Origin of the sequence: Nitrososphaera viennensis EN76, from assembly GCF_000698785.1 — an archaeon.
GTDB classification, from domain to species: Archaea; Thermoproteota; Nitrososphaeria; order Nitrososphaerales; family Nitrososphaeraceae; genus Nitrososphaera; species Nitrososphaera viennensis.
In genome coordinates, this window is the sequence record NZ_CP007536.1 from 361626 (window position 1) to 382141 (window position 20516).

At 53.9% G+C, this 20516-nt stretch carries 28 protein-coding genes; 17 read left to right on the plus strand and 11 right to left on the minus strand.

Going from position 1 to position 20516, the window contains the following annotated elements; genetic code table 11:
- Positions 1–31: 31 nt before the first annotated feature.
- Positions 32–1477: a precorrin-8X methylmutase gene (locus NVIE_RS14515; protein ID WP_158435046.1), complete on the plus strand. Its 1446-nt coding sequence runs from the start codon at positions 32–34 to the stop codon at positions 1475–1477.
- Here the strand turns inward: NVIE_RS14515 and NVIE_RS02125 are convergent.
- Positions 1462–2856, minus strand: a complete 1395-nt coding sequence (locus NVIE_RS02125) for a cobyrinate a,c-diamide synthase (RefSeq protein WP_075053804.1) — start codon at positions 2854–2856, stop codon at positions 1462–1464. The two genes, NVIE_RS14515 and NVIE_RS02125, sit on opposite strands and share 16 nt — an antisense overlap.
- 31 nt (positions 2857–2887) lie before the next feature.
- On the minus strand, positions 2888–3751 hold the full coding sequence (locus NVIE_RS02130) for a PH domain-containing protein (RefSeq protein ID WP_084790577.1): 864 nt from the start codon (positions 3749–3751) through the stop codon (positions 2888–2890).
- Positions 3752–3875: 124 nt separating this feature from the next.
- Here NVIE_RS02130 and cobO point away from each other — a divergent pair, with 124 nt between their 5' ends.
- The 5 genes from cobO (at position 3876) to NVIE_RS02155 (ending at position 7051) form a co-directional block, all read left to right on the plus strand.
- On the plus strand, positions 3876–4412 hold the full coding sequence (gene cobO, locus NVIE_RS02135) for a cob(I)yrinic acid a,c-diamide adenosyltransferase (RefSeq protein WP_075053806.1): 537 nt from the start codon (positions 3876–3878) through the stop codon (positions 4410–4412).
- Positions 4413–4490: 78 nt separating this feature from the next.
- Positions 4491–5300 (plus strand): translation initiation factor IF-2 subunit alpha, encoded by an 810-nt coding sequence (locus NVIE_RS02140; protein ID WP_075053807.1) that lies wholly within the window; start codon positions 4491–4493, stop codon positions 5298–5300.
- Positions 5301–5308: 8 nt separating this feature from the next.
- Positions 5309–5488 (plus strand): RNA-protein complex protein Nop10, encoded by a 180-nt coding sequence (locus NVIE_RS02145; RefSeq protein WP_075053808.1) that lies wholly within the window; start codon positions 5309–5311, stop codon positions 5486–5488.
- Between the two features lie 29 nt (positions 5489–5517).
- Positions 5518–6546 (plus strand): NAD(P)/FAD-dependent oxidoreductase, encoded by a 1029-nt coding sequence (locus NVIE_RS02150; protein WP_075053809.1) that lies wholly within the window; start codon positions 5518–5520, stop codon positions 6544–6546.
- A gap of 79 nt (positions 6547–6625) precedes the next feature.
- Positions 6626–7051 carry an acyl-CoA thioesterase gene (locus tag NVIE_RS02155; RefSeq protein WP_084790877.1) on the plus strand — a complete coding sequence of 142 codons (426 nt, stop codon included), beginning with the start codon at positions 6626–6628 and terminating at the stop codon, positions 7049–7051.
- Here the strand turns inward: NVIE_RS02155 and NVIE_RS02160 are convergent, their stop codons facing one another.
- From NVIE_RS02160 to NVIE_RS15140, 4 genes are read right to left on the minus strand one after another with little or no spacing between them, the layout of a single operon-like run.
- Positions 7052–7273 carry a hypothetical protein gene (locus tag NVIE_RS02160; protein ID WP_075053811.1) on the minus strand — a complete coding sequence of 74 codons (222 nt, stop codon included), beginning with the start codon at positions 7271–7273 and terminating at the stop codon, positions 7052–7054.
- 41 nt (positions 7274–7314) lie between these two features.
- Positions 7315–8178 (minus strand): isocitrate lyase/PEP mutase family protein, encoded by an 864-nt coding sequence (locus tag NVIE_RS02165; RefSeq protein ID WP_075053812.1) that lies wholly within the window; start codon positions 8176–8178, stop codon positions 7315–7317.
- 38 nt (positions 8179–8216) lie between these two features.
- Positions 8217–8627, minus strand: coding sequence for a VOC family protein (locus NVIE_RS02170; protein ID WP_075053813.1), 411 nt, complete (start codon positions 8625–8627; stop codon positions 8217–8219).
- 2 nt (positions 8628–8629) lie between these two features.
- A complete protein-coding gene (locus NVIE_RS15140) occupies positions 8630–8800 on the minus strand; it encodes a hypothetical protein (RefSeq protein ID WP_158435047.1) in 171 nt (56 codons plus the stop codon).
- A 587-nt stretch (positions 8801–9387) separates the two neighbouring features.
- Here NVIE_RS15140 and NVIE_RS02175 point away from each other — a divergent pair.
- On the plus strand, positions 9388–9873 hold the full coding sequence (locus NVIE_RS02175) for an Lrp/AsnC family transcriptional regulator (protein ID WP_158435048.1): 486 nt from the start codon (positions 9388–9390) through the stop codon (positions 9871–9873).
- A gap of 157 nt (positions 9874–10030) precedes the next feature.
- Here NVIE_RS02175 and NVIE_RS15145 read toward each other — a convergent pair whose 3' ends face one another.
- On the minus strand, positions 10031–10177 hold the full coding sequence (locus tag NVIE_RS15145; protein ID WP_158435049.1) for a hypothetical protein: 147 nt from the start codon (positions 10175–10177) through the stop codon (positions 10031–10033).
- Between the two features lie 95 nt (positions 10178–10272).
- Here NVIE_RS15145 and NVIE_RS02185 point away from each other — a divergent pair, with 95 nt between their 5' ends.
- Positions 10273–10899, plus strand: coding sequence for a TIGR00296 family protein (locus tag NVIE_RS02185; RefSeq protein ID WP_075053816.1), 627 nt, complete (start codon positions 10273–10275; stop codon positions 10897–10899).
- Between the two features lie 30 nt (positions 10900–10929).
- On the plus strand, positions 10930–12120 hold the full coding sequence (locus NVIE_RS02190; RefSeq protein WP_075053817.1) for a glycosyltransferase: 1191 nt from the start codon (positions 10930–10932) through the stop codon (positions 12118–12120).
- Here NVIE_RS02190 and NVIE_RS02195 read toward each other — a convergent pair.
- The 3 genes from NVIE_RS02195 to NVIE_RS02205 form a co-directional block, all read right to left on the minus strand.
- Entirely contained in the window at positions 12073–13104 is a 1032-nt protein-coding gene (locus tag NVIE_RS02195) for a THUMP domain-containing protein (protein ID WP_075053818.1), read from the minus strand. The genes NVIE_RS02190 and NVIE_RS02195 overlap by 48 nt on opposite strands.
- 84 nt (positions 13105–13188) lie before the next feature.
- Positions 13189–13431, minus strand: coding sequence for a hypothetical protein (locus NVIE_RS02200; RefSeq protein ID WP_227717441.1), 243 nt, complete (start codon positions 13429–13431; stop codon positions 13189–13191).
- Between the two features lie 156 nt (positions 13432–13587).
- Positions 13588–13959, minus strand: coding sequence for a hypothetical protein (locus NVIE_RS02205; RefSeq protein ID WP_075053820.1), 372 nt, complete (start codon positions 13957–13959; stop codon positions 13588–13590).
- Between the two features lie 143 nt (positions 13960–14102).
- Between NVIE_RS02205 and NVIE_RS02210 the strand changes: the two genes are divergently transcribed.
- From NVIE_RS02210 to NVIE_RS02245, 8 genes are all read left to right on the plus strand, one after another.
- Positions 14103–14552, plus strand: a complete 450-nt coding sequence (locus NVIE_RS02210) for a 30S ribosomal protein S15 (RefSeq protein ID WP_075053821.1) — start codon at positions 14103–14105, stop codon at positions 14550–14552.
- Positions 14553–14559: 7 nt separating this feature from the next.
- Positions 14560–16002, plus strand: coding sequence for a single-stranded-DNA-specific exonuclease RecJ (locus NVIE_RS02215; protein ID WP_075053822.1), 1443 nt, complete (start codon positions 14560–14562; stop codon positions 16000–16002).
- On the plus strand, positions 15974–16261 hold the full coding sequence (locus tag NVIE_RS02220; protein ID WP_144239427.1) for a hypothetical protein: 288 nt from the start codon (positions 15974–15976) through the stop codon (positions 16259–16261). Before NVIE_RS02215 ends, NVIE_RS02220 begins: the two co-directional genes overlap by 29 nt.
- Positions 16254–17534 carry a serine--tRNA ligase gene (gene serS / locus NVIE_RS02225; protein ID WP_075053824.1) on the plus strand — a complete coding sequence of 427 codons (1281 nt, stop codon included), beginning with the start codon at positions 16254–16256 and terminating at the stop codon, positions 17532–17534. Before NVIE_RS02220 ends, serS begins: the two co-directional genes overlap by 8 nt.
- Before the next feature lie 43 nt (positions 17535–17577).
- Positions 17578–18282, plus strand: a complete 705-nt coding sequence (locus tag NVIE_RS02230) for an eS1 family ribosomal protein (RefSeq protein ID WP_075055943.1) — start codon at positions 17578–17580, stop codon at positions 18280–18282.
- Between the two features lie 39 nt (positions 18283–18321).
- Positions 18322–18771 (plus strand): RNA-binding domain-containing protein, encoded by a 450-nt coding sequence (locus NVIE_RS02235; protein ID WP_075053825.1) that lies wholly within the window; start codon positions 18322–18324, stop codon positions 18769–18771.
- A gap of 167 nt (positions 18772–18938) precedes the next feature.
- A complete protein-coding gene (locus NVIE_RS02240; protein ID WP_158435050.1) occupies positions 18939–19313 on the plus strand; it encodes a PHP domain-containing protein in 375 nt (124 codons plus the stop codon).
- Positions 19307–19597 carry a hypothetical protein gene (locus NVIE_RS02245; RefSeq protein WP_075053827.1) on the plus strand — a complete coding sequence of 97 codons (291 nt, stop codon included), beginning with the start codon at positions 19307–19309 and terminating at the stop codon, positions 19595–19597. The genes NVIE_RS02240 and NVIE_RS02245 overlap by 7 nt, the downstream gene beginning before the upstream one ends.
- Positions 19598–19760: 163 nt before the next feature.
- On the opposite strand, the gene NVIE_RS02250 is transcribed toward NVIE_RS02245, so the two are convergent.
- The gene (locus NVIE_RS02250) at positions 19761–20309 is read right to left on the minus strand and encodes a hypothetical protein (RefSeq protein ID WP_144239429.1); all 549 of its coding nucleotides are present in this window, start codon (positions 20307–20309) and stop codon (positions 19761–19763) included.
- Positions 20310–20516: the final 207 nt, after the last annotated feature.

Sequence of the window (20516 nt, forward strand, 5' to 3'; positions counted from 1 at the left end):
GATATTTTATCCCAATGCATGCACACATTTTTTGCAGTTGAAGAAGAGGGCGCTTCTTATCGTCGACAGGGGCAGCAGGGAGCCGGAGGTCCGGCAGGAGATGCAAGAGATATGCACGCTTGCCAAGGGCAAGGCAGGATATGACTTTGCCGATTATTGCTTCCTTGAAGTGCTCCCGCCGTTCATCGACGAGGGCATAAGAAAGTGCGTTGACGCCGGCGCCGAGGCGATAACCGTGATGCCCTATTTCCTCTACCCCGGCATGAAGCTCAAAGACACGGTAAAGCAGAGCGCCAGGATAGGCCGCGACATGAACCTGAATCTTGTCATCACAAGGCCGCTCAGCTACCATCCGATGATGCCCGAGCTTGTGTCAGAGCGCCTAGCCGAGCTAAAGAAGGAAAAGGACATCCGCCTTTCCGACGACCAGTGCGACGTGCTCTTGATAGGGCATGGCAGCAGCGACAGAAACGCGCACGACGCGTTCGTGCACACTGCCGAGGCGATAAGGCCACGCTACCGGAACGTGCACCACTGCTTTTTGGAGCTTGACAGCCCAAACATCGAGGAAGGAGTGATGCAGGCAGTGGCCATGCAGCCAAAGGTTCTCCTAATGATGCCGTATTTCCTGCACAGGGGCGCCCACATCAAGCGCGACGTCGTAAACGACGTTGCGGCCGCGCTTGAAAAAGCGCAGTTCAAAGGTGCCTACATGGCAAGGCACCTCGGGGTCGACGACAAGCTGGTCAACCTCGTAGTCGAGCGCGCCAAGGAGGTGGAAAACCGTCAGGGTCCGGACGGGAGTTTCGGGACTGCCGCAAGCAGGAGCATGACGGAGAGGGCCTTTGACATTGAAAAGAGGAGCTTCGAGATAATCGACTCTGAAGCCGGCCCGCACGGCTACAATTCCATGCAGTGGCCAATCGTGCGCAGGGTTATTCATGCAACTGCCGACTTTGACTTTGCCGGCAGTGGCAAGATGCTGTTCCACGAGCGCGCAATCGAGTCCGCGTTTTCCGCTATAAAGAACAGGTGCACCATAGTCACGGACGTCGATATGGTGCTTGCGGCCATCAACAAAAAGTCGCTTTCCGACCTTGGCCTCAAGACTGCCTGCTACATCTCTGACAAGGGCGTGGCAGAAGAGGCAAAAAAGCTTGGCAAGACCCGGTCCGAGATGGCCATGAGGCATGCGGCAAAGGAGATGGACGGCGGGATTGTAGTCATTGGCAACGCGCCGACCGCGCTCCTGGAAGTCATTTCGATGGCAAAAGAAGGCGTGACAAAACCCGCGCTCGTAGTCGGAATCCCCGTGGGCTTTGTGTCTGCGCCCGAGTCAAAGGAGGCGCTTGCCCGGACCGACGACATGCCGTTCATAACAAACGTCGGAAGAAAGGGCGGCAGCCCCGCGGCATCGTCAATAATCAACGCGCTTCTTTTGCTGTACCAGAATAATGATAGTCAGCGGCGCGAGTAGGACGCGCAGCTGCCCACAAGCCTTTCTGCAAGCATGTTGTTCTTGTTTGCAAAGTGCAGGTGCATGTACGCCGCAAGGCCGGTTTCTCCGATGACAAAGCCGTCCTTGCCGTCAATGACTCCTTTTCCCTTTTTCATGGTGTACGCAAACCTGCTGTCCTTGGAAATGTCCTCTACTGTAGAATAGTGAAACTCGTGGCCGTGCAGGCTTGCCCTTCCAAAGACCGGGCCGTCACAGTCAGCCTCGGTGTAGTTGAGGGTGAGGCGCGAGGTCATGAGCGTGTCAGCGTCAATGAGCCCTGCCATCCTGCGTGCCTTTTTCTCACCTTTGTACCCGCTTATCGAGCGCGTCAGGTACATCAGCCCGCCGCACTCGCCGTACACCGGCATGCCTGCGTTTACCGCCCATGCGACCGACTTTATCATGGGCCTGTTCTTCTCCAGCCTGTCTGCAAGCACTTCTGGAAAGCCTCCGCCAAGCATAATGCCGTCTATTCCCTCCGGCAGGCTGGCGTCGTTTACCGGGCTAAAGAAGACTAGCCTTGCGCCTGCCCTCTTTAGCGCGTCGAGGTTGTCTGTATAGTAAAAGTTGAACGATTCGTCAAGCGCGACCGCTATCGTGGCTCTTTTCTTTGGCGCCTTTTTGATTGCGGGCGATGATGATGCAGCAGGAAGCGGGCCTGTCCCGCACGCCTTTAGAATTGAATCGACGTCGATCTGCTCTGAAACGTATTTTGCCGCGTCAAGTATTGCGGCGCGTCTTTTCTTTTGCAGTTCCTGAGCAGGCACGAGCCCGAGGTGGCGCTCCTCCATCTTTATTTCGCTATTGCGCCTGATGATGCCAAGCACCGGCGCCCTCCTGACCTTTCCTGCAAGCGCCTCTCTCAGGTAGCCTGCGTGCCTGTCGCTTGCCACGTTGTTCAGGATGATGCCGGCAATCCTGATGTTCCTGTCAAAGTGCATAAAGCCGAGGGCAATCGCCGCGATGGACCGCGCGCTCTTGCTGGCGTCGACTACGAGTACCACCGGCGCGCCAAGAATCCTTGCCACGTGCGCAGTGCTTGCAAAGTTGTCCTTTCCTGACATGCCGTCAAAGAGGCCCATCACACCCTCGATGACTGCCACGTCGGCGCCCTCGCACGCGGAATTAAAGCAGTCGATGACTCCGCGCCTTCCCATGAGCCAGACGTCAAGGTTGCGCGACCTGCCTCCTGTGACAAAATCGTGATAGGAAGGGTCGATAAAGTCTGGCCCGACCTTGAATGGCTGGACTGCAAGCCCCCTTTTTTTGCGCAGGGCGTGCATTATTGCGACTGCGACGGTGGTCTTGCCCACCCCGCTTGTCACTCCTGCGACCACTATCCTGGGGATTGCTGCCATGCAACAATAATTGTTGCATGATAGTATTAACTTAGCTCAGGGTCTCGGGGAACTTTTGCTTGCATGCGGAGCAGAACGCCGCGTCGTTGGTGGTCAGCGTGTCGCATGCGGGGCACATCTTCCACACGTTGGTCTCTGCCTTGAGGTCCTTGCCGCAGTCCGGGCAGAACTTGGACGCCTGAGGCACGGTTGCAAAGCCGCAGTAGCGACATGCGATCATCTCTTCCTTTGGCTTTTCTACTTCCTGTTGGACCGCTGCCGGCTTTGGAGGCTCGGTCTTTATCTCTAGCTGTGGTTGTGGCTGCGGCTGGACGACTGAGACAAGCGTTTCGCCGCTTATCTGAGGCTTGATGCCCAGCATCAATTCCTCTTTGAGGATGGCAAACTCTTCTTCTGTTATCATGCCTTGGTGCTTCATGAGCGCCAGCCTTTCGAGCCTGTCAAGCGTATCTAATTTGGGTTTTTCCAGCTCAAGTCTCATCGCGGGCTCGGGATGATGAGGACCTTGCTTGGGTGCTGCGGCCTTGCGGCTTGCCAGCTCACCTCTCATGCCCTTCTGGATGAGCGAGCTTACCTGCAGCGCCACCTGCTTGTCGACGGCGGGCAGGTCGATGTGCTGGAAGGATGCGCGGGGCTTTAGGAGTATCTCCGTGGAAAACACGCCGCGCTTTAGCATGACGGTGGCAATCTCCTCGTATTTCACGGCAATGATGTTTGCCCGGAGGCCAAACATCTTGGGATCTTTGAAAAGCACGCGGCTTGTGGTGATGTATATCTTGTCAGGCGCCGAAATGGACCCACCGGGGGCGACCTTGGACTGCGAAGCTACAAGAAGTATCTCTTCCTTGGGCATAAGCAGGCCGGCTATGTCTGGGTCCATCCTCTCTAGCATCATATTCGATCGACAGAGACCTCTACTCTTTTTACTAAAATAGATGATGTAAGGAGGTTCTGGATGTTTCTACTAGGACCGGGCAGGTTGGTTTTTTTATCCCAACCCGGCCTTTGTGAGATCGTATATGCCTTCGGACAAGGCTCCAGTCATAGTCTACACGGGCAAGGGCAAGGGCAAGACTACCGCGGCGCTTGGAATAGTGCTCCGGGCGGTGGGCCATGGCCACAGGGTGGGCATGATCCAGTTCATCAAGGGCGAGTGGTACTATGGCGAGCTGACAAGCTCAAAACGTCTGGAGCCAGAGTTTGAGATGATAGCCGCCGGCAAGGGGTTCGTTGGAATCATCGACGACGACCACTCGATAGAGGAGCACCAAAAGGCGGCGCAAGAAGCAATAGAACTTGTCAGGGAAAAGCTTGCGTCAGGGGCATACGACGTCATGATACTTGACGAAGTAAACTATGCGGTCAAGCTCAACCTGATAACCGTCGACGACGTCCTTGGCATAATCGCGGCCAAGCCCGACAAAACCACGCTTGTCCTGACGGGCAACCACGCGCACGAAAAGGTAGTTGAAGCTGCCGACCTTGTCACCGAAATGAGGGAGGTGAAGCACCCTTACCAGAAAGGCATCAAGGCCCGGAAGGGCATCGACTTTTAGAGATTTTGCACTATGGATAACCTGAGGGCATCCCTCAGGGCAACCTTAAAGTATGGTCTGCGCACCGCGTAAAATGATTTGTCAGCCGCTCAAGAGGCCTCTAAACTCCCGGACGAGGGCGAGATAGTCATTGCCACCGTAAAGGAAGTCACGGGCCACGGCGCCTACGTGACACTTGACGAGTACAACAACATGACGGGCTTTCTGCACATTTCCGAGATTGCGACCGGCTGGATACGAAACATCGAGCGCTACGTCAGGCCAAAGCAAAAGGCAGTGCTGAAGGTAATCCGCGTCAACAGGGCGAGGGGGGAGGTCGACTGCTCGCTCAAGCAGGTCTCCGGCGAGGAGCGCAAGTCAAAGCTCATCGAGGTAAAAAAAAGCGAAAAGGCCGACGCGTTCATGGACTTCATAAAAGCCAAACTAAAGCTTTCAGACCAGCAGGTGGCAGAGATAGAGGATAAAGTCCTGCAAAAGTACGACTATATCTATGACATTTTCGAGGACATTGCAAGAAAGGGCCCGGAGCTGCTGCAGAAATTCGACCTTTCTGACGACGTCAAGAAGGCGATGGAGGAGGAGAGCAACAAGATCCAGGTGCCACACGTCGAGGTGAGGGGCGTCATGGAGATATCCTCGAAAAAGCCGGACGGCATCGAGATCATAAAAAACACGCTTGCAGGTGTGGAGAGCAGCAAGGGGGGCGCCACGACAGAAATCACGTACGTAGGCGCCCCGCGCTACCGCATAGTGGTAACGGCAGAGAATTTCAAGGTGGCAGAAAAGTCGATGAACAACGCGGTGGAAAAGATCCGCTCTGCGATTGAAAAGCAGCACGGCGCGTTCAACTTTATACGCGAAGAATCGAAAAAGTCGCACCAGGGATAAAAAGAGGCATGAAGCACCTCATCCGCAAGTGCACCGCCTGCGGCGCGTACACGCTTGCAAATACCTGTCGCAAGTGCGGCGCGCAGACTGTCGACCCTCACCCACCCAAGTATTCGCCGGACGACAAGTACGTGCGCTACCGGGTGGCCGAGCGCTACGAGGAAGAAAGCGACAAGGATTATAAGTAAAGTTGCGGCCCTGACACTTGACCGCGTTGTTGAGATTTGCCATTGCAGGTGCAGGAGTGGCCGGGAGCTACCTTGGCAACATGCTCCAGAAACGCGGCCACGAAGTCCAGGTGTTCGAGTCGTTAAGGCCGGAGAACCACTGGCCGGTGTGCGCCTGGGGCGCGTCGCGGCACATGCTGGAAAAGTTTTCAGAAAAGGCGGGGCTTGACTTTGAAGACTACATCATGCACGTCGGGCAGAGGCTGCGGATGGACCTCCCTGCAGGCAAGGTGGAATACCTCGACCTGAAGGGGCTTGTCACCTACAACAAGCACAAGTGGGAGCACGACCTGATGCAGGGGCTTGAGATAAAGTACGGCGCCAAGGTTACAAAAGAGGATTTCCAGTTTGAGAAATACGACCACGTCCTTGACTGCACGGGCCTGCACCGCACGCTCTTGCCAAAGTCAGAAGAAGACTTCCTCATACCCGCGTACGAGTACCTGCTTGAAGGGGTCAAGGGTGAGGACGAGTTTTACACGATAGGCTACAAGGGCGCAAAAGGGTACTTTTGGTACTTTCCACTTGATGATGGCAGGGGCTACATGGGAGCCGGCGACGTGGAAAAGAAATACCACGGCATAAAGGAATTCTTTGAGCAACATCCTGAAGCAAAGATCGTCAAAAAAATTGGCAGGCCAATCAGGCTTGCGCCTCCGAAAAAAATGGAGCCGTTCTTTGACGGAAACGTGGTGGGAGTCGGCGAGTCCATCGGCTGCGTGTTTCCGATGCTTGGCGAGGGCATCATCCCGTCGCTTTTGTGCTGCGACTTTTTCCTCGACGCCCTTGACGACAAGAAAGGCCTTGACGCCAAGAAATACAGAAAGAAGGTGCTCTCGTACTTTGACTATTACGACGACGTCTACCGCATCGTGAGGCTAAAGATGGACGGCAAGCTGTCGACCATACGCCACGCAAACCTCTTGATGAGCATGTACCGCCACATGAAAAAGGAGGAGAGCCGCTTTGGGTTTGAGGTCAGCCTCGAGAAGATGAACCGGCTGGTAAACGCTTTATAGCTGAGGGTAGCAGGCGCTAGCTGACAAGTTGCTAAAGGCAAAAAGTCCGCAAGAGTCAAGTGTGGAAACTACGGTCCTCATGATGCCGTCGGACGCAAATCCGATGGGGAATGTCTTTGGAGGTGTGATACTAAAGCACGTGGACCTCGTCGCCGGCATCGTTGCCAAGAGGCACGTGGGGCACCCAAACGTCGTCACAGCGACCATGGACAGGATGACCTTTCTAAAGCCGGTGTTCATCGGCAACGCGCTCGTGCTGTCTGCAAGGATAAACTATGTGAGAAGGTCCTCGATGGAGGTTGAAGTCACGGTCGAGTCGGAAGACTATGACAGCGGGACGAAGGCTCGTACAGGGACGGCGTTTGTGACTCTTGTGGCGCTGGACAAGCGCGGCAAGGCGACCGAGGTGCCGCCACTCCTGCTTGAAACTGCCGAGGACAAGAAGCGCTTTTCCGAGGGAGAAAAGCGGATGCAGCAGCGCCTGCGCGAAGCCGGCAAGCTCTAGTTACTCGAAATATTCCAGCTCTTCAGAATCCTCATCGTCTTCCTCATCGTCTTCGACATCGATGGCATTCTCGATCTCGGGCGGCCCAGCACTTGCAGGCTGGTTCTTTTTCAGGTTTGTATTGAGCCTGCGAAGCTCGGCAAGTATCTCGCGCAAGAGCACGACGACCTGCTCGTCTTCCTTTGCTTTTGCATTTGCCTTGGCCTTTGTCCTTTTTGCCACTGGCCTTTCCTGCCCTTGCCTTCTAATTAATGATGATGTCTCTAGCTGTAGCGCTTTTCCAGATTCATGTACTTTTGCAGGTCGACAAACTCGTTAAAGTCCTTGAATGTGACCATCATCTTGCGCGTCTTTCTGGTGTAGCTGGTCTTTTTCAGCTCTGAAAACACCTCGCGCATTGCATACGTGGCGCTGTACAGGCCGGAGAGGGGCCAGACTGCTATCCTGTAGCCCAGCTTTAAAAGCTCCTGCCCTGTCAGGTTTGGAGTCACGCCGTCTTCAATCATGTTTGCCACAAGCGGGGCGTCTATCTCGTTGGCAACCTTTTTCAGCTCTTGCACGCTCCTTGGAGCCTCGACAAATATCACGTCGGCGCCGGCCTTTCTGTATGCCTTGCCCCTTTCTATCGCCTCGTCAAGGCCCAACGGGGCCCTTGCGTCGGTCCTTGCGACGATGATGAAATCCTTGCTCTTCCGCGCCTCGACTGCCGCCTTTAGCTTTGGCAAATAGTCGTCCTTTGGGATCACGTCCTTACCCACCATGTGGCCGCACCGCTTGGGCCAGATCTGGTCTTCAAGGAATATCCCTGCCGCGCCGAGCGCTTCGAGGTCGCGAACAAGCCTCCACGCGTTGAGCGGGTTGCCATAGCCCGTGTCTGCATCCACGAGCACCGGGACGCTGACTGCACGTATGATGCGTCTTGCGTTGTCAACAGTCTCGCCTGCGTTCAAGAACCCAAAATCGGGCATGCCAAGGAGCGCAGCGGAAGAGCCATAGCCTGTCTGGAACATCGCTTCAAACCCGACCTGCTCGGCAATCCTTGCGCTCAGAGCGTCAAACACGCCCGGCAAAACTATTATCCTGTTCTTGTCTTCAAGCTGCTCACGAAGGGAACGCGGCTTTTGCATTTGTGAGTGTGAAAGCACTGTGCAACATTATTATGCGTTTAGTAATGATCTACGGGCCAGCCACCCGGCGTCATCAGTTCCACCAGGTTGCCAGCCGGGTCGCGAAAATACAGCGACCTTGCCTCCTTCCAGTTGACTTCAAGCTCTATTGCAATGCCGTTTTGCGCAAGGCACTCCTTCCACTTTTCATAATCGCTGGCTTCTATTTCAAGCGCAAAGTGGGTGCTTCCGTGCGCCCCGTGCGGCGGCAGCTTGTCGTTTGAAGGAAACGTGCGGTCGGGGTTGAATGCAAGGAGCATGCTGGCGCCTGCCTTTAGAAATACGAGCTTGTTCTTTTCCTCCTCGATTACTTCAAACCCTAAAACATCTGAATAGAATTTCTTTAGCGGTTCAAGGTCGCGGGAATAGATGGAGGTCTCTATTACTTTTCTGACTTTCATTATCGTCATTATTATTGCGCTGCCTGCTGCTCTTCTTGCGGTTCTGTTTCAATGGTGCCGTCAGCAAGCTTGGTCACGTTTATTTTGCATTGCCTGCACTCGTAGAATTTCGTTGGCGGGTCGTGCAGGACGGAGCCGTTGAGCCAGACCATCATCGCTCCGCACACGGGGCAGTTCATCATATACGCAGTAGAGTTTGCAGGTACTGTTAATATGCTTTATCTCGCCAGTTTTGGACCGCTAACTTTCGATATTCTGCTTGTCTGCGACACATTTGTGTGGTGTTCCATCTTGTACAAGATGCATGACAAACGCAAGTTCTGGAAAAACCCTCTGTGACGGCCTTTATGGAGGATAAATCATACATAAAGCCCGCATTTTAGCCAGAAAATCATTAAAATCTTGCAGTTAAATGATCCGTATCAGGCGCGTGTCAGCCTCGCGCCTGAGCAAGTGTCGAACAACCCCGGTGCCCCTACCTGCTGCTGGCAGTTATAGTAGGTAGGGGCGCATGATAATTAAATCTTTAATTAACCTCGCTAAAGTGTGTCGGGCGATAATGGATGCTAACTGCAATGATGTATGGCATACATGCATGTTTAAAGTTCGTGATTTCTTACATATGCCTCTTAACATAGCGTATTGACTCATAAAGTTAAGGTAATTGCTAAATTTGGAGCTAAATTTTAAGTAATTTGCTTGGCTATGTGAATAGTTGTTCAATGTGAACAATGACCGTCTGTTATGAAAAAAATGGTTGATGATGGCCATGAGAAAAAATAACGTTGATGCGCCACACATTGACGAATTTGACGCAAAGCTGCTCAGCCTTTTGACGTCGCAGGAAAGCTATTCGAGCAAAGACCTGGCTGCAAAATTGGATAAACCGCTGAGCACAGTTCAAAGAAGGATCAGGATTCTTTTTGAAAACGGCTACATCAAGAAAAAATATGAAGTCGACTATTTGAAACTGGGCTGCAGAAAAGGGCTTTTGGACATCTGCCTTAAAGACAGCGACATAGAGTGTGTGGCAAAAAAAGTATCGAGGATAAGTGGCGTGATACTGGTGTCGGTTCCACTGGGCCACTCTGATCTATCTGCATCCTTTGTTTACCGGACCAACGAGGAGGTCTTGCGATTTATCCGGCAGGTAAAGAAAATGCCAGAGGTGCAGCGTGTTACGTGGACGGAGGAAGTCTTTAGCCTGTCGGCGGCCCGGCCCGTGCTTGTAGAGTGCTTGTGCAGCGCCGCCTAGGCACAGTTCTTGCTAGCTACACCGTTATGCTCCAGTCTTTATTATGATGCCAGAGCAAGCGCATGAAATTCTGCATGTTGTTGTCGTCAAGACGCTATGCGCGCATGTGATTCTGGCCTTGAATGGCTGCCGCCCCTTGTTTTTCCACAACAGATTTTCAGCTGCGGACCATTTGCCTGTTGGGCCTGTACTCGCGCATTTCAGAACCGCAGTACACGCAGCGGTACACGTCGACCTGCTGGCCTGAACCCCTGTCAAACCTTGTGGAAAAGGCAAGCTCGCGGTGGCAATGAACACACTTCATAAAGCTTGTTTTTGCAAACTTGTATAAAAGCAAAACTGATCCCTGTTTGCTTGATTTCCAATGGCTTTTTTAGTTTAGCATGATTCTCAAAAAGCGTGATATCTGACGCCGAGGGCGCCGAGCTCGTACGGCTTGCAAGGCTGGCCGTGGAAAAGTACGTGACCGAGTCAGTCGCCATAACAAATCCTGCAAGAGAGCTTGCAAAATCCGGCGTCTTTGTCACGATAAATAACTACCACCTCGCGGGGCGCGGCGAGGACCTGCGCGGGTGCATCGGCTTTCCCCTGCCGTACAAGGGGTTGCACCAGTCGGTCATCGAGGCCGCTATTGCGGCAGCCACGCAGGACCCGCGTTTTCCACCTGTCGACGGCAAGGAGCTTGAGCACCTTACCTTTGAGGTGAGCGTGCTGACAGAGCCGGAAGAGATACCGGGAAGCCCCGCCGGGCGCAAAAAACATGTCGTAATCGGGCGTGACGGGCTCTTGCTCAAATGGAAGCACGGCTCAGGACTGCTCTTGCCGCAGGTGCCTGTCGAGCTGGCATGGGACATCGACGAGTACCTGGCAAACATTTGCTACAAGGCCGGCGCGCCGCCTGACGCCTGGCTCGACCCGTCGTCAAGGCTCTATACGTTTCAGGCGCAGGTTTTCAAGGAGGAAAAACCCCGGGGAAACGTGGTGCAGCTTGGTGACAACAACTACAATAACAATAATAACAAATAATATCGCCAGCTCCTCCATGCATTCCCGTAGTTGGGCAAGGCGTATCTTGCGCCGTACGGCGTCGGACTAGGTCATGCAAGCCGGATGGTGATGGTGGCAGACCACCTGCAGCAGCACAGCAGCGACGTCCAGGTGCGCTTCTCTTCATTTGGCGAGGCCGCAAAATACGTCTCCATGAGGGGCTACCAGTGCGTAATCGCCCCGCCGGTCGAGTTTGCGTGGAGCGTCGAAGGCGGATTTTCGGTAAAGCACAGCATAGCCAACATTCCAATCTGGTTCACCAACCTTGCGCGCCAGGTAAACCATGAAACCCGCAACATGACCATGTACAGCCCCGATGTCATCCTGTCAGACTCGCGCCTTTCGCCGCTTCTTGCCGCAAAGCTCCTTGGGATACCTTCCATAGTGCTCCTGAATCAGGTCAAGCTCCTGCTGTCGCCAAGGCTACGGGAGTTTAGGATCTCGAGGTTGTTTGAGGCGATGGTGGGCGAGTTCCTGGGCTCGATGTGGAATATTGCCGACAGGATACTTGTGCCAGACCTGCCCCCTCCGTACACTATAGCCGCGCACAACGTATGGTGCGTCGGCTCGGCCGCGCGCAAGCTGGAATACATCGGCTTTACGGCGCCCAAGCCTGTCGTGACAGAAGAGCGGGTTGCAAAGGTGGCATCCCGCCTCGACATAGACAGGTCAAGGCCAGTCGTGTTTGTGCACGTCAGCGGACCGATGGAGACGCGCATGCCCCTCATCAGGCTTGCACTTGAAGCGGCCAAGCACGCAGACAACGACAACAACAGCAAGGACCTACAGTTCATCTTTTCCGAGGGCAGGCCGCACGGAAGCACCGAACCAAAAAAGATTGAACATGGTTGGTATTACGAGTGGTGCCCTGTCCGAGACGAGGTGTTTGCGCTGAGCGACCTGGTGGTTATGCGCGGCGGCCATACCGCGCTTTCGCAGGCCATGCAGTTTGGCAAGCCCGTCGTGACGATACCAATAGAAAACCACGGCGAGCAGCTGGGCAACTCGGAAAAGATTGCCAAGCTTGGCGCCGGCGTGATGGTCCACCCAAAGAAGCTAAAGCCTGAGAAAATCGCGGACGCGGTGGAGCAGGTTCTTTCTGACCCTGCGTACAGAAAGAACGCCCTTGGCCTGAAAAAGATGACTGAGTCGCTAGATGGAATCAATAATGTCGTGAAGGTAGTTAGGTCCTACCTCTAGCCTGATGCGCCTTGGCTTTTTCCCTTCTAGCCTCGTTTTTTTCAGTTTCACAAACTCTTGACGCGTGACTCCTCTTGCCTCTTTTTCTTCTTCTTTTGTGCAGTCCATTTCTGAAAACATTAGCGGTACAAGAGGGAACTTGCCTGCGTCATGGATTTCTTTCATGGCCATTTCTATGAACCACTGCGGGTGTGTGGCAAGCGACAGCGGAAGGACGACATTCTTGCTGCTCTCCACCCTGGCAAGCGTTCTTGCTGCGGCAAGGTCGAGCTGGAGCATCTTTGTCCTGCCGTCCTTTGCATGTACTACTGGTACCTTTGCTATTGCAATTTTCTGACTTTCCACTCTTGTTTTTTCCGCCAGCGACCTTGCAAGCTTGGCGTTTCTGCAAAGGTCGTCTTCATCGCTGTACAAGAGCAAGAGTTCTGGCAAAAAAAACCCTGCTCTGCAGGCTGCGATGCAGGAGGCAAGCGACAGCGGGCCCGTTATCGCGCAAGAAGCGCTTCCAAGCGAGCCGGCAAGCGCGCCGCCTGCGCCCTCGTACTCCTTGAGGGAGACAAATGCCCTCCTCCTGCCCGCGTATGCGGCTATTATTGTTGCTATGCTTGCTTCCCGCTCGCTTTTTGCGGGACTTGCGACGCCGGCAAGCTCTGCCGCAAGCGCGCCGGTGGCGGAAAACTCTAAATCCCTCGCGGCAAAGTTCCTGTCTTTCGATAGGTACACCTTGACGAAAAAGCTCTGGCCCTGCAGGACGGTCCGCCTGCCGACTTCTGCAATGGCCTTTGATATTGCAGAAAACTGGCTTTCACATTCTATCGCTATGGAAACCTTTGCGACGCCAAACATACCTGCAATTTCCTGGGCGCGGTCAGTCTCAAGCACGACAATGCCTTCTTCTACCCTTGCGGCACCAAACCTTTGTAGCGCCTTTGCGAGCTCTTTTGCGCCTGTCTGCGGCGAGGGGTGGACTAGCACAAGCGTCAACAGTGCAGAGAAATGCTGGGCAGGTAATTAATCATATGTGATATTGAAAAGAAAGATAAAAAGGGCATAAAGCCCTGAGTTTTTTTACCAGTGATGCTTTTCGTCCGGAATCAGGCCGATCTGCTCGCGTTCAAAGTACCTTTCCAGTTCTTGGGCCCACTTTTCCTTTGCAGAGCCACCGCCAAGACCCTTCCTTCTAAGCCAGAAGGCGATCACGCCAAGCAGGAACACTGCAAACAGCATGGTTCCGAAGATGTAGACCATGACGTCATAGAACAGCGGGTCGTAGTTCGGACCGATCTGCCCAATTAGACTTCCGAAGTTCATTAGCATAGTCCAGAGAGTTCAAAGATATATACATTTTGGTTGCCGTAAAAGCCGTTGAAAAGCAAAGAGAAATGACTTTCTCTGAGAAAAAAAGCTTGCGCAGGATATAGGGTGGTAGAGAGAGAAAATAAACAAAAAGAGAGGAGGTGGGGACGCTTAGCTTGGGGGTGTTGCGCCTCTGCCCCTGAAGAAGAACGCTGCAGCTACTCCGCCAAAGATTGCGCCCAGGACGCCGATGTATACCCAGGTCTCGTTTCCTGAGAAGTAGTTAGTTCCTGAACCCTTGTCGGGGTTGTTCAAGTTGTCTTGCACTGCCGTGATTCTTCTCTTTGCAAGAATTGCGTTCTCGGTGCACTCGGACCTGTTGATGCCCAGAGTTTCGCACTCTTGAAGCTGTTCTTGGGTTGCACCTGCCACCGGGCTGCCTCCTACACCATACTGTGCGTGGGCAACCGGCATGACTGATACAGCCGTTGCAGAAAAGAATACAGCCAATACAGATAGAGCCACTACGATTGGCTTGTTCATACTAGACTACCCATTAGGATTCGAATATTTAACCTTTATGAGCGGGCCAGAAAAGCGTACCTCGCTGTGCCGTTTTTCGTTTTTCGTGCTCCAAAACGCGCAAGTAACATTTAAGAAACGCATGACAGAAGCTGTAAAATCGTATGGCACGAATTCACGTTCACACTCATGGCAAGTCACATTCTATCCGTCCTACTTCCAAGGTTGCCCCTTCATGGCTTACCACAAGCCCCGACCAGGTGTCGTCGCTCGTTGTCAAGATGGCAAAGGACGGCGTCAGCCCTAGCGTAATCGGCCTAAAGCTTCGCGACGAGCACGGAGTCCCCCTTGCTAGGTCTGTGACCGGCAAGACTGTGACCCAGGTACTTGCAGAGAATAATATCAAGTCCGACATGCCAGAAGACCTTGAAAGACTGGTTAGAAAAGCACTTGGCCTGCAAAAGCACCTGAGGGCTCACAACAGCGACCACAGAAACGTCCGCTCGCTCGAGCTTGTAGAGGCCAAGATCCATCGCCTGTCAAAATACTACAAGGGAATCGGCAAGCTTCCTGCAACTTGGAAATACGCTGCTGTCATTGCCCAGCTAGAGTAAGACTGAGATGGGCGGCGACAGCTCCAAGCTTCTCCCTGCGCTCAAACCTTTTTGCGAAAAGCTTCGCTCCGTCGTGGAGAACGGAAGCGAGATTTCCATCATAACCCACCTTGACGCTGACGGCATCACTTCTGGAAGCATAATCGGGACGGCCCTTGCGCGCCTTGGGGCCAAGTGCTCTGTCCGCACGGTGTCTGACATGACGCCGTCCGTGATAGAGCGCATGAAGGCCGAGGACCACGAGTTTTACATCATCACCGACCTTGGCGGCGGCATGGCCGCAAATTTCCGCAAGGCCCTTGGCGACAGGTGGGTTGTCATCGACCATCACCAGATACCTGAGGAGGAGATCCTGACAGACGACGCGGGGCAGGTGCTAAACGCCTGGAAGTACGGCATAGACGGCGGCATCGAGGTTCCTGCAGGCGGCATGGCGTACATGGTCGCAAGCACGCTTGACCGCAAGAACCGCGACCTTTCGCCGGTGGCAGTCGTATCCGCAGTAGGCGACAGGCAGGACCAGGGCGACAAAAAGTCGTTTCTTGGGCTCAACAAGGAGATACTTGAAACCGCCAAGACACTCGGGCTTGTCAACGTCGACCTTGACATCATGCTGACGGGCAGGGAGACGCGCCCCCTGCACGAGGCACTTGCGTTCACATCGTTTCCCTACATCGACGGGCTGACCTGGAACAGGGACAGCTGCTACACCATCCTGAAAAACGCCGGGATAAAGCTGAAGGACAACGGCCGATGGCGCGTGCCGGCAGAGTTTTCGCAGGAGGAAAAAAGCGCCATCTTGGATGCGGTTGCCAAGTTCATAGTCACGTCTAGCAAGACGTCTGCGACCGTCATTGACGACCTCATCGGCTATGTCTACACGCTTGCCGGCGAAGACAAGCGCAGCCAGCTGCGCGACGCAAGGGAGTTTTCAACACTGTTGAACGCGTGCGGCCGGATAGGCAAGTCCGGCGTCGGAATAGCCATCTGCATGGGGGACAGAAATGCCATGCTCACCGCCGGCGAGGAGATAAGCACAGAGTACAGGACGACTTTGCGCAACTATGTTTCAACGATATTTTCAGAAAAGTGGAGGGTTACAGACGATGGTAAGGTGGCATTCGTAAACGGCGACGGCCTCGTTGCGGAGGACATGCTGGGCGCAGTCTCGTCGCTCCTCTCCGGGTCGCCGACCCTGGCCGGCAGGCTCGTGTTCGTAAGGTCTCTTTCAAAGGGTGGCACCTACAAGTTTTCATCAAGGAAGGGCCTCGGATGCACGTCGCCGGCAAACCTTGGCCTCGTGATGCGCCACTGCGCCGAGTCTGTCAAAGGTACAGGAGGCGGCCACTCGGCTGCCGCAGGCTGCAGGATACCCTCGGCGGCGCTTGACCCCTTCATCTCATGCCTGAGGTCAGCGGTAAATGAAGCGAAATTCGCGACAGCGTCTTGATGATGACATTGCGGTTGACGCGCAGGTCAGCGTGTTGTTTCCAACAGCAGTGCACGCAAGGGCTGCAGTCAAGGCATTAATACCAGACAATGTGAACATGCCTGCGGGCTTGACCATTGACATCTTCTCAAGGGGCAGGACAGTCTGGGTGCGGGTCGGAGGCAGCACCGGCGTTTCCGTTGCTACCGTCGCAAGCACACTTGACGAAATCCTTGAGCATATCGCAGTCGCCCGGAAAGTGATGATGGCAGATGCTTGACCCAAAGCTCTTGAAGGACAACCCCGACGCTGTTCGCGAGATGCTCAAAAAGCGCAACATGGAGTTCCCACTTGACGAGCTGGTTGCGCTTGAAAGGCGCAGGCGAGAGCTCATCACCGAGGCGCAGGACTACCGCTCCAAGAAGAACAAGCTGTCCGAAGCTGTCGCGGCAAAGAAAAAGGCCAAGCAAGACGCGTCGGCCGAGCTTGAGCAGATGAAGGAGGTCGGCGCCAACATGGAAAAAGTAGAGCAAGAAAAGGTCGCCACCGAGGACAAGTATCGCAAGCTTGCCGCGCTTTTGCCAAACATGCTCCACGAGTCAGTGCCTGCCGGCAAGGATGAAAAGGACAACGTCGTGGTCAGGACTGCTGCAGGCAAGAAAAGAAGCATCGTAGACAAGCCCAGAGACCATGTCGACATTGCAACCGCGCTTGACCTGTTTGACATTGAGCGGGCGGCCAAGATCTCTGGCGCGCGATTTTACTTTTTGAAAAACGAGCTGGTGCGCATGAACACCGCGCTGGTGCATTTTGCACTCGACTATTTGACGGAGAAAGGCTACACGCTCGTGCAGCCGCCGTACATGATACGCAGGCAGCCGATGGAAGGCGCAGTCATACTGGGCGACTTTGAAGACGTTATCTACAAGATAGAAAACGAGGACCTGTACATGATAGGGACATCCGAACATGCCATAGCAAGCATGCACATGGACGAGATATTGGAGGGCAAGCAGCTGCCTATGCGCTATGCCGGCGTCAGCCCGTGTTTCCGCAAGGAGGCCGGCGCGCACGGAAAAGACATGAAGGGGATATTCCGGGTGCACCAGTTTGAAAAGGTCGAGCAGTTTGTCTACTGCCGGCCGGAAGATTCATGGAAGGAGCACGAGCGCATGCTTGAAGTCTCGCAGGGATTCTTTGACGCTCTTGGCATCCCGTACCGCGTGATGCTCCTGTGCTCGGGCGACACGGGCAAGATATCGGCAAAGACGTACGACATCGAGGCGTGGATGCCCGGGCAGGGCGCGTACCGCGAGATAGTGTCGTGCTCAAACTGCACCGACTATCAGGCCCGCAGGCTTGCGATACGCTTCCGGGACAAGACGAACGAGGAAACAAGGCTCGTCCACACCCTCAACAGCACCCTCGTGGCGGTACAGCGCACGCTCGTTGCCATAATGGAGAACTACCAGACGCCTGCGGGCACCGTCCAAGTGCCCGAAGTCCTGCAGAAATACATGGGTGGCCTTGCAGAAATCAAGCCCCGGGCCTGACGAACAGTACAATATATATTCTGGATGCCAAGTGTGGTTTTCGATGGTCAAGGCAACAAAGAAGGGAGGTCGAGTCCGCGACAAGTGGCGAGACAAGCAATGGGTCATCGTCAACAAACCATCAGGATTTGAGCCGCCTGGATCCGTTAACTACGTTCCCATAACCGACGGCGAGCAGGCCAAGGGGAGGGTGATTGAAAATACGCTCCATGACATGATGAAGGGCAACCCCGATCGGAGCATGGATCAGCACCAGATAAAGATCTTCCTCCAGATTGACAAGATAAGCGACGGCACCGCAAGCACGCGCTTCAAGGGCCACGAGTACGCCAAGGAATTCCTCCGCTCGCTGATAAGGCGCGGAAGCTCCATGGTCAATTTCGTGCACGACTATACCACGCAGGACGGGCACACCTTCCGCGTCGCAGTCGTCGCCTTTACGCAAAGGCGCGTGAACGCTTCAAAGAAGCACGAGATCCGCATGATCGCCCACCGCATCCTGTCTGAAAGGATTCCGCAGATGACAGTCGAGCAGTTCGTGCAAGAGACGACAGGCAGCAAGGCTGGCGACATCCCGAGGGAGACAAACAGCCTGCTCGGTGCGGCCATCATGAACGAGGCGAAAAAGATCTCGAACATACGCCACATCGGCATAAAAAAGACAAAGCTGATCTCGACTCCTGAATCGAGGGCAGTAAGCGACGCCAAGCCGGTCGAAGCAACCGTTGCCGAGCCGGCCCCGCAATAACTTTTTAGTCCCTTCCCTTTTTCCTCTTCTCATATACAGATGTCAGAGGAAGATGCAGTAAAGTTCTCCTCGGCAGAGGTCCAGCTCGTGCTCCATGCGACGGAGGACCACGACAAGGTTCTTGCCGCCGTGGAAAAGGCGCTTTCCGTGCCAGCCGCAAGCTTTGAGGGTGAGCAGTCGGAGGGCCACTATGGCAACATCATAATGCTTCTTGGCGCCATGATTCCCGGCAAGGAGGCCGGCGCGCTTGCCACCCGGATTATCTCTGCCCTGAACCGCATTGACAGGCAAGAGCTTGCAGACCATATTGAAGAGTACTCTGACGAAAAGGGCAACCTTTACCTGCGCCTTGACAAGCAGAGGCTCTGTCAGGGCAAGGTGTCTCTTGCAGAGTCGGATGCGGTGCGGATCAAGTTCAAGCCGGTCCACCGTTACAAGCCGTCAAGCAGACTGCAGAGCTACAGGGGGCTACTCACTTCAATCGAATAGACCTCTTTGTTGCCAGCGAGAGCGCCGCTTTTGCGGCAAAGGCGCTTGGCCTGAGGGTTGGAGTTGCTGCTGTTGCAGAAGCAAGCAAAGAATTTTTTTCCAATAATGACAATGTCATTTACCGGCTCAAGAACCAGCCATCAAAACCAGTGAAATATGATTACTTGGTGGTCTCTGAAAACATTGACGAGATCTCGCGCGTCGACATACTTGTACTAAGGGATTTTCGCAGGGCAAAGGAGAGGCTGAAAAAAAAGGCAAAAGGCGGCGCAGGAATAGAGATTACGATCGAGCAGGCGCGCAAGCTGGACGCGGCAGGAGTTGCAAGGTGGGTTGCCGACGCGCACGATCTCTATGAATTCTGCCAGTCGTCGGGGTTTCAATTCATACTGTCAAGCGGGGCCAGCTCGCCTGCGGGCGCCGTGTCGGGACAGTCCTTTGATGCGATACTAAAGATGATGGGCATTGATCCGCAGAAGCACTGGAAGGAAATGAATAGCTGGCTAGAGTTCCGACTTGGAAGGAGGGTACGCCCGTGCTAAAAAGGCGGGAAAAGAGGCGCTACATCTCGGTCATGTGCGAAGAAGCGGTAGGAGGAGGGATGAGCGCGCTTGCGGCAGTCCAAAAGCGCCATGCAGAGCTCTTTGGCAGCATCGCGCTTGAAAGGGCCGCTCTTCGGCTGATAAAAGACGAAAGCCGAGTCGTGATAATGCGCTGCAGCCTTGCAGAGGCAGAGCACGTCCTTGTGGCAATCGCGCTCTGCAACCCCCCAATCGTGACGCTTGACATGTCGTCGAGCATGAAGCGGCTAAAGCGCAGACTATAGGATTTTATCTTGCAGGCGCCCTTCTATCAAGTGGGGATGAGGTGAGTTTCGCTGCTCCAGACTGAGTCAAAAGCGATGAAGATCTCGCGACGAACCGACCCATATAATACTACCATTCCTGGAGGCTCGGAAAATGCATCTGCACGACTTGGACTTTTGACGGTCATTCTTCCTTTTCTTCCTTTGTCCTTTCCAATCTTTTGCTAAACCTGTTTCTTTTCCACAGTACGACTATGGCTGCTGTTCCAACCAACGCCATTGGCGCGCTGTACGAAAGATAATAGTTGAAGAGCCTGTCATACGGCATCTTTATGCCGACGCGGTGATAAATGGTGCCATACTTTACAATTCCGCAATGATTGTCATCATCGTACCCCTGAATGCACTGTGGATTTTCTTTGAGGTTAAAAGTGTCCTTTAGCTGGGTTGCTTGGTATACATTGAGCTTTGGAAACACTATGCAGTCTTTGGTTCCTCCACCGCTGCAGCTGCCGGCAGTAGAAAATCCAGGCTCTAGATCATGGCTAATCCCGGCCACTTCATCTTTTGTTGCATAATGGATTGACATGTTCGACGGAGTAGTGGTACTTTCAGTACCACATTCTTGCCCGCAGTCGGCGCTCGTGCCGTGAATCGTTACTCTTGCCGTTGTAAAAAAGAAGTACAAATACAGCGGAATTATCGCCAGACTGATAACCAGCCAGCCAACCACTATGCAGTACGCATAAGAAGAGATTTTCAACTATTATCCGAAAAGTATTGGAGCCTATACTTGAGCATTGTGCAGCAAAAATATTCTGCGTCAATCAAGGTAAAACATCAAATTTTAGAAACTGTTCTGCGACAGTTGGCGCTGCCTAGCAAGAATTGTCCATTCTGTGTTAATGCGCGTTAATAGGCTGTGATAGGATCTTGTCAA

Bases quoted from the DNA above. Each gene is read 5' to 3' on its own strand.
- NVIE_RS02125 (WP_075053804.1), bottom strand. From the start codon at position 2,856: ATGGCAGCAATCCCCAGGATAGTGGTCGCAGGAGTGACAAGCGGGGTG.
- NVIE_RS02130 (WP_084790577.1), bottom strand. From the start codon at position 3,751: ATGATGCTAGAGAGGATGGACCCAGACATAGCCGGCCTGCTTATGCCC.
- cobO (WP_075053806.1), top strand. From the start codon at position 3,876: ATGCCTTCGGACAAGGCTCCAGTCATAGTCTACACGGGCAAGGGCAAG.
- NVIE_RS02145 (WP_075053808.1), top strand. From the start codon at position 5,309: ATGAAGCACCTCATCCGCAAGTGCACCGCCTGCGGCGCGTACACGCTT.
- NVIE_RS02155 (WP_084790877.1), top strand. From the start codon at position 6,626: ATGATGCCGTCGGACGCAAATCCGATGGGGAATGTCTTTGGAGGTGTG.
- NVIE_RS02165 (WP_075053812.1), bottom strand. From the start codon at position 8,178: ATGCAAAAGCCGCGTTCCCTTCGTGAGCAGCTTGAAGACAAGAACAGG.
- NVIE_RS02170 (WP_075053813.1), bottom strand. From the start codon at position 8,627: ATGACGATAATGAAAGTCAGAAAAGTAATAGAGACCTCCATCTATTCC.
- NVIE_RS15140 (WP_158435047.1), bottom strand. From the start codon at position 8,800: ATGATGAACTGCCCCGTGTGCGGAGCGATGATGGTCTGGCTCAACGGC.
- NVIE_RS02175 (WP_158435048.1), top strand. From the start codon at position 9,388: ATGAGAAAAAATAACGTTGATGCGCCACACATTGACGAATTTGACGCA.
- NVIE_RS15145 (WP_158435049.1), bottom strand. From the start codon at position 10,177: ATGAAGTGTGTTCATTGCCACCGCGAGCTTGCCTTTTCCACAAGGTTT.
- NVIE_RS02200 (WP_227717441.1), bottom strand. From the start codon at position 13,431: ATGAACTTCGGAAGTCTAATTGGGCAGATCGGTCCGAACTACGACCCG.
- NVIE_RS02205 (WP_075053820.1), bottom strand. From the start codon at position 13,959: ATGAACAAGCCAATCGTAGTGGCTCTATCTGTATTGGCTGTATTCTTT.
- NVIE_RS02210 (WP_075053821.1), top strand. From the start codon at position 14,103: ATGGCACGAATTCACGTTCACACTCATGGCAAGTCACATTCTATCCGT.
- NVIE_RS02215 (WP_075053822.1), top strand. From the start codon at position 14,560: ATGGGCGGCGACAGCTCCAAGCTTCTCCCTGCGCTCAAACCTTTTTGC.
- NVIE_RS02220 (WP_144239427.1), top strand. From the start codon at position 15,974: ATGAAGCGAAATTCGCGACAGCGTCTTGATGATGACATTGCGGTTGAC.
- serS (WP_075053824.1), top strand. From the start codon at position 16,254: ATGCTTGACCCAAAGCTCTTGAAGGACAACCCCGACGCTGTTCGCGAG.
- NVIE_RS02230 (WP_075055943.1), top strand. From the start codon at position 17,578: ATGGTCAAGGCAACAAAGAAGGGAGGTCGAGTCCGCGACAAGTGGCGA.
- NVIE_RS02235 (WP_075053825.1), top strand. From the start codon at position 18,322: ATGTCAGAGGAAGATGCAGTAAAGTTCTCCTCGGCAGAGGTCCAGCTC.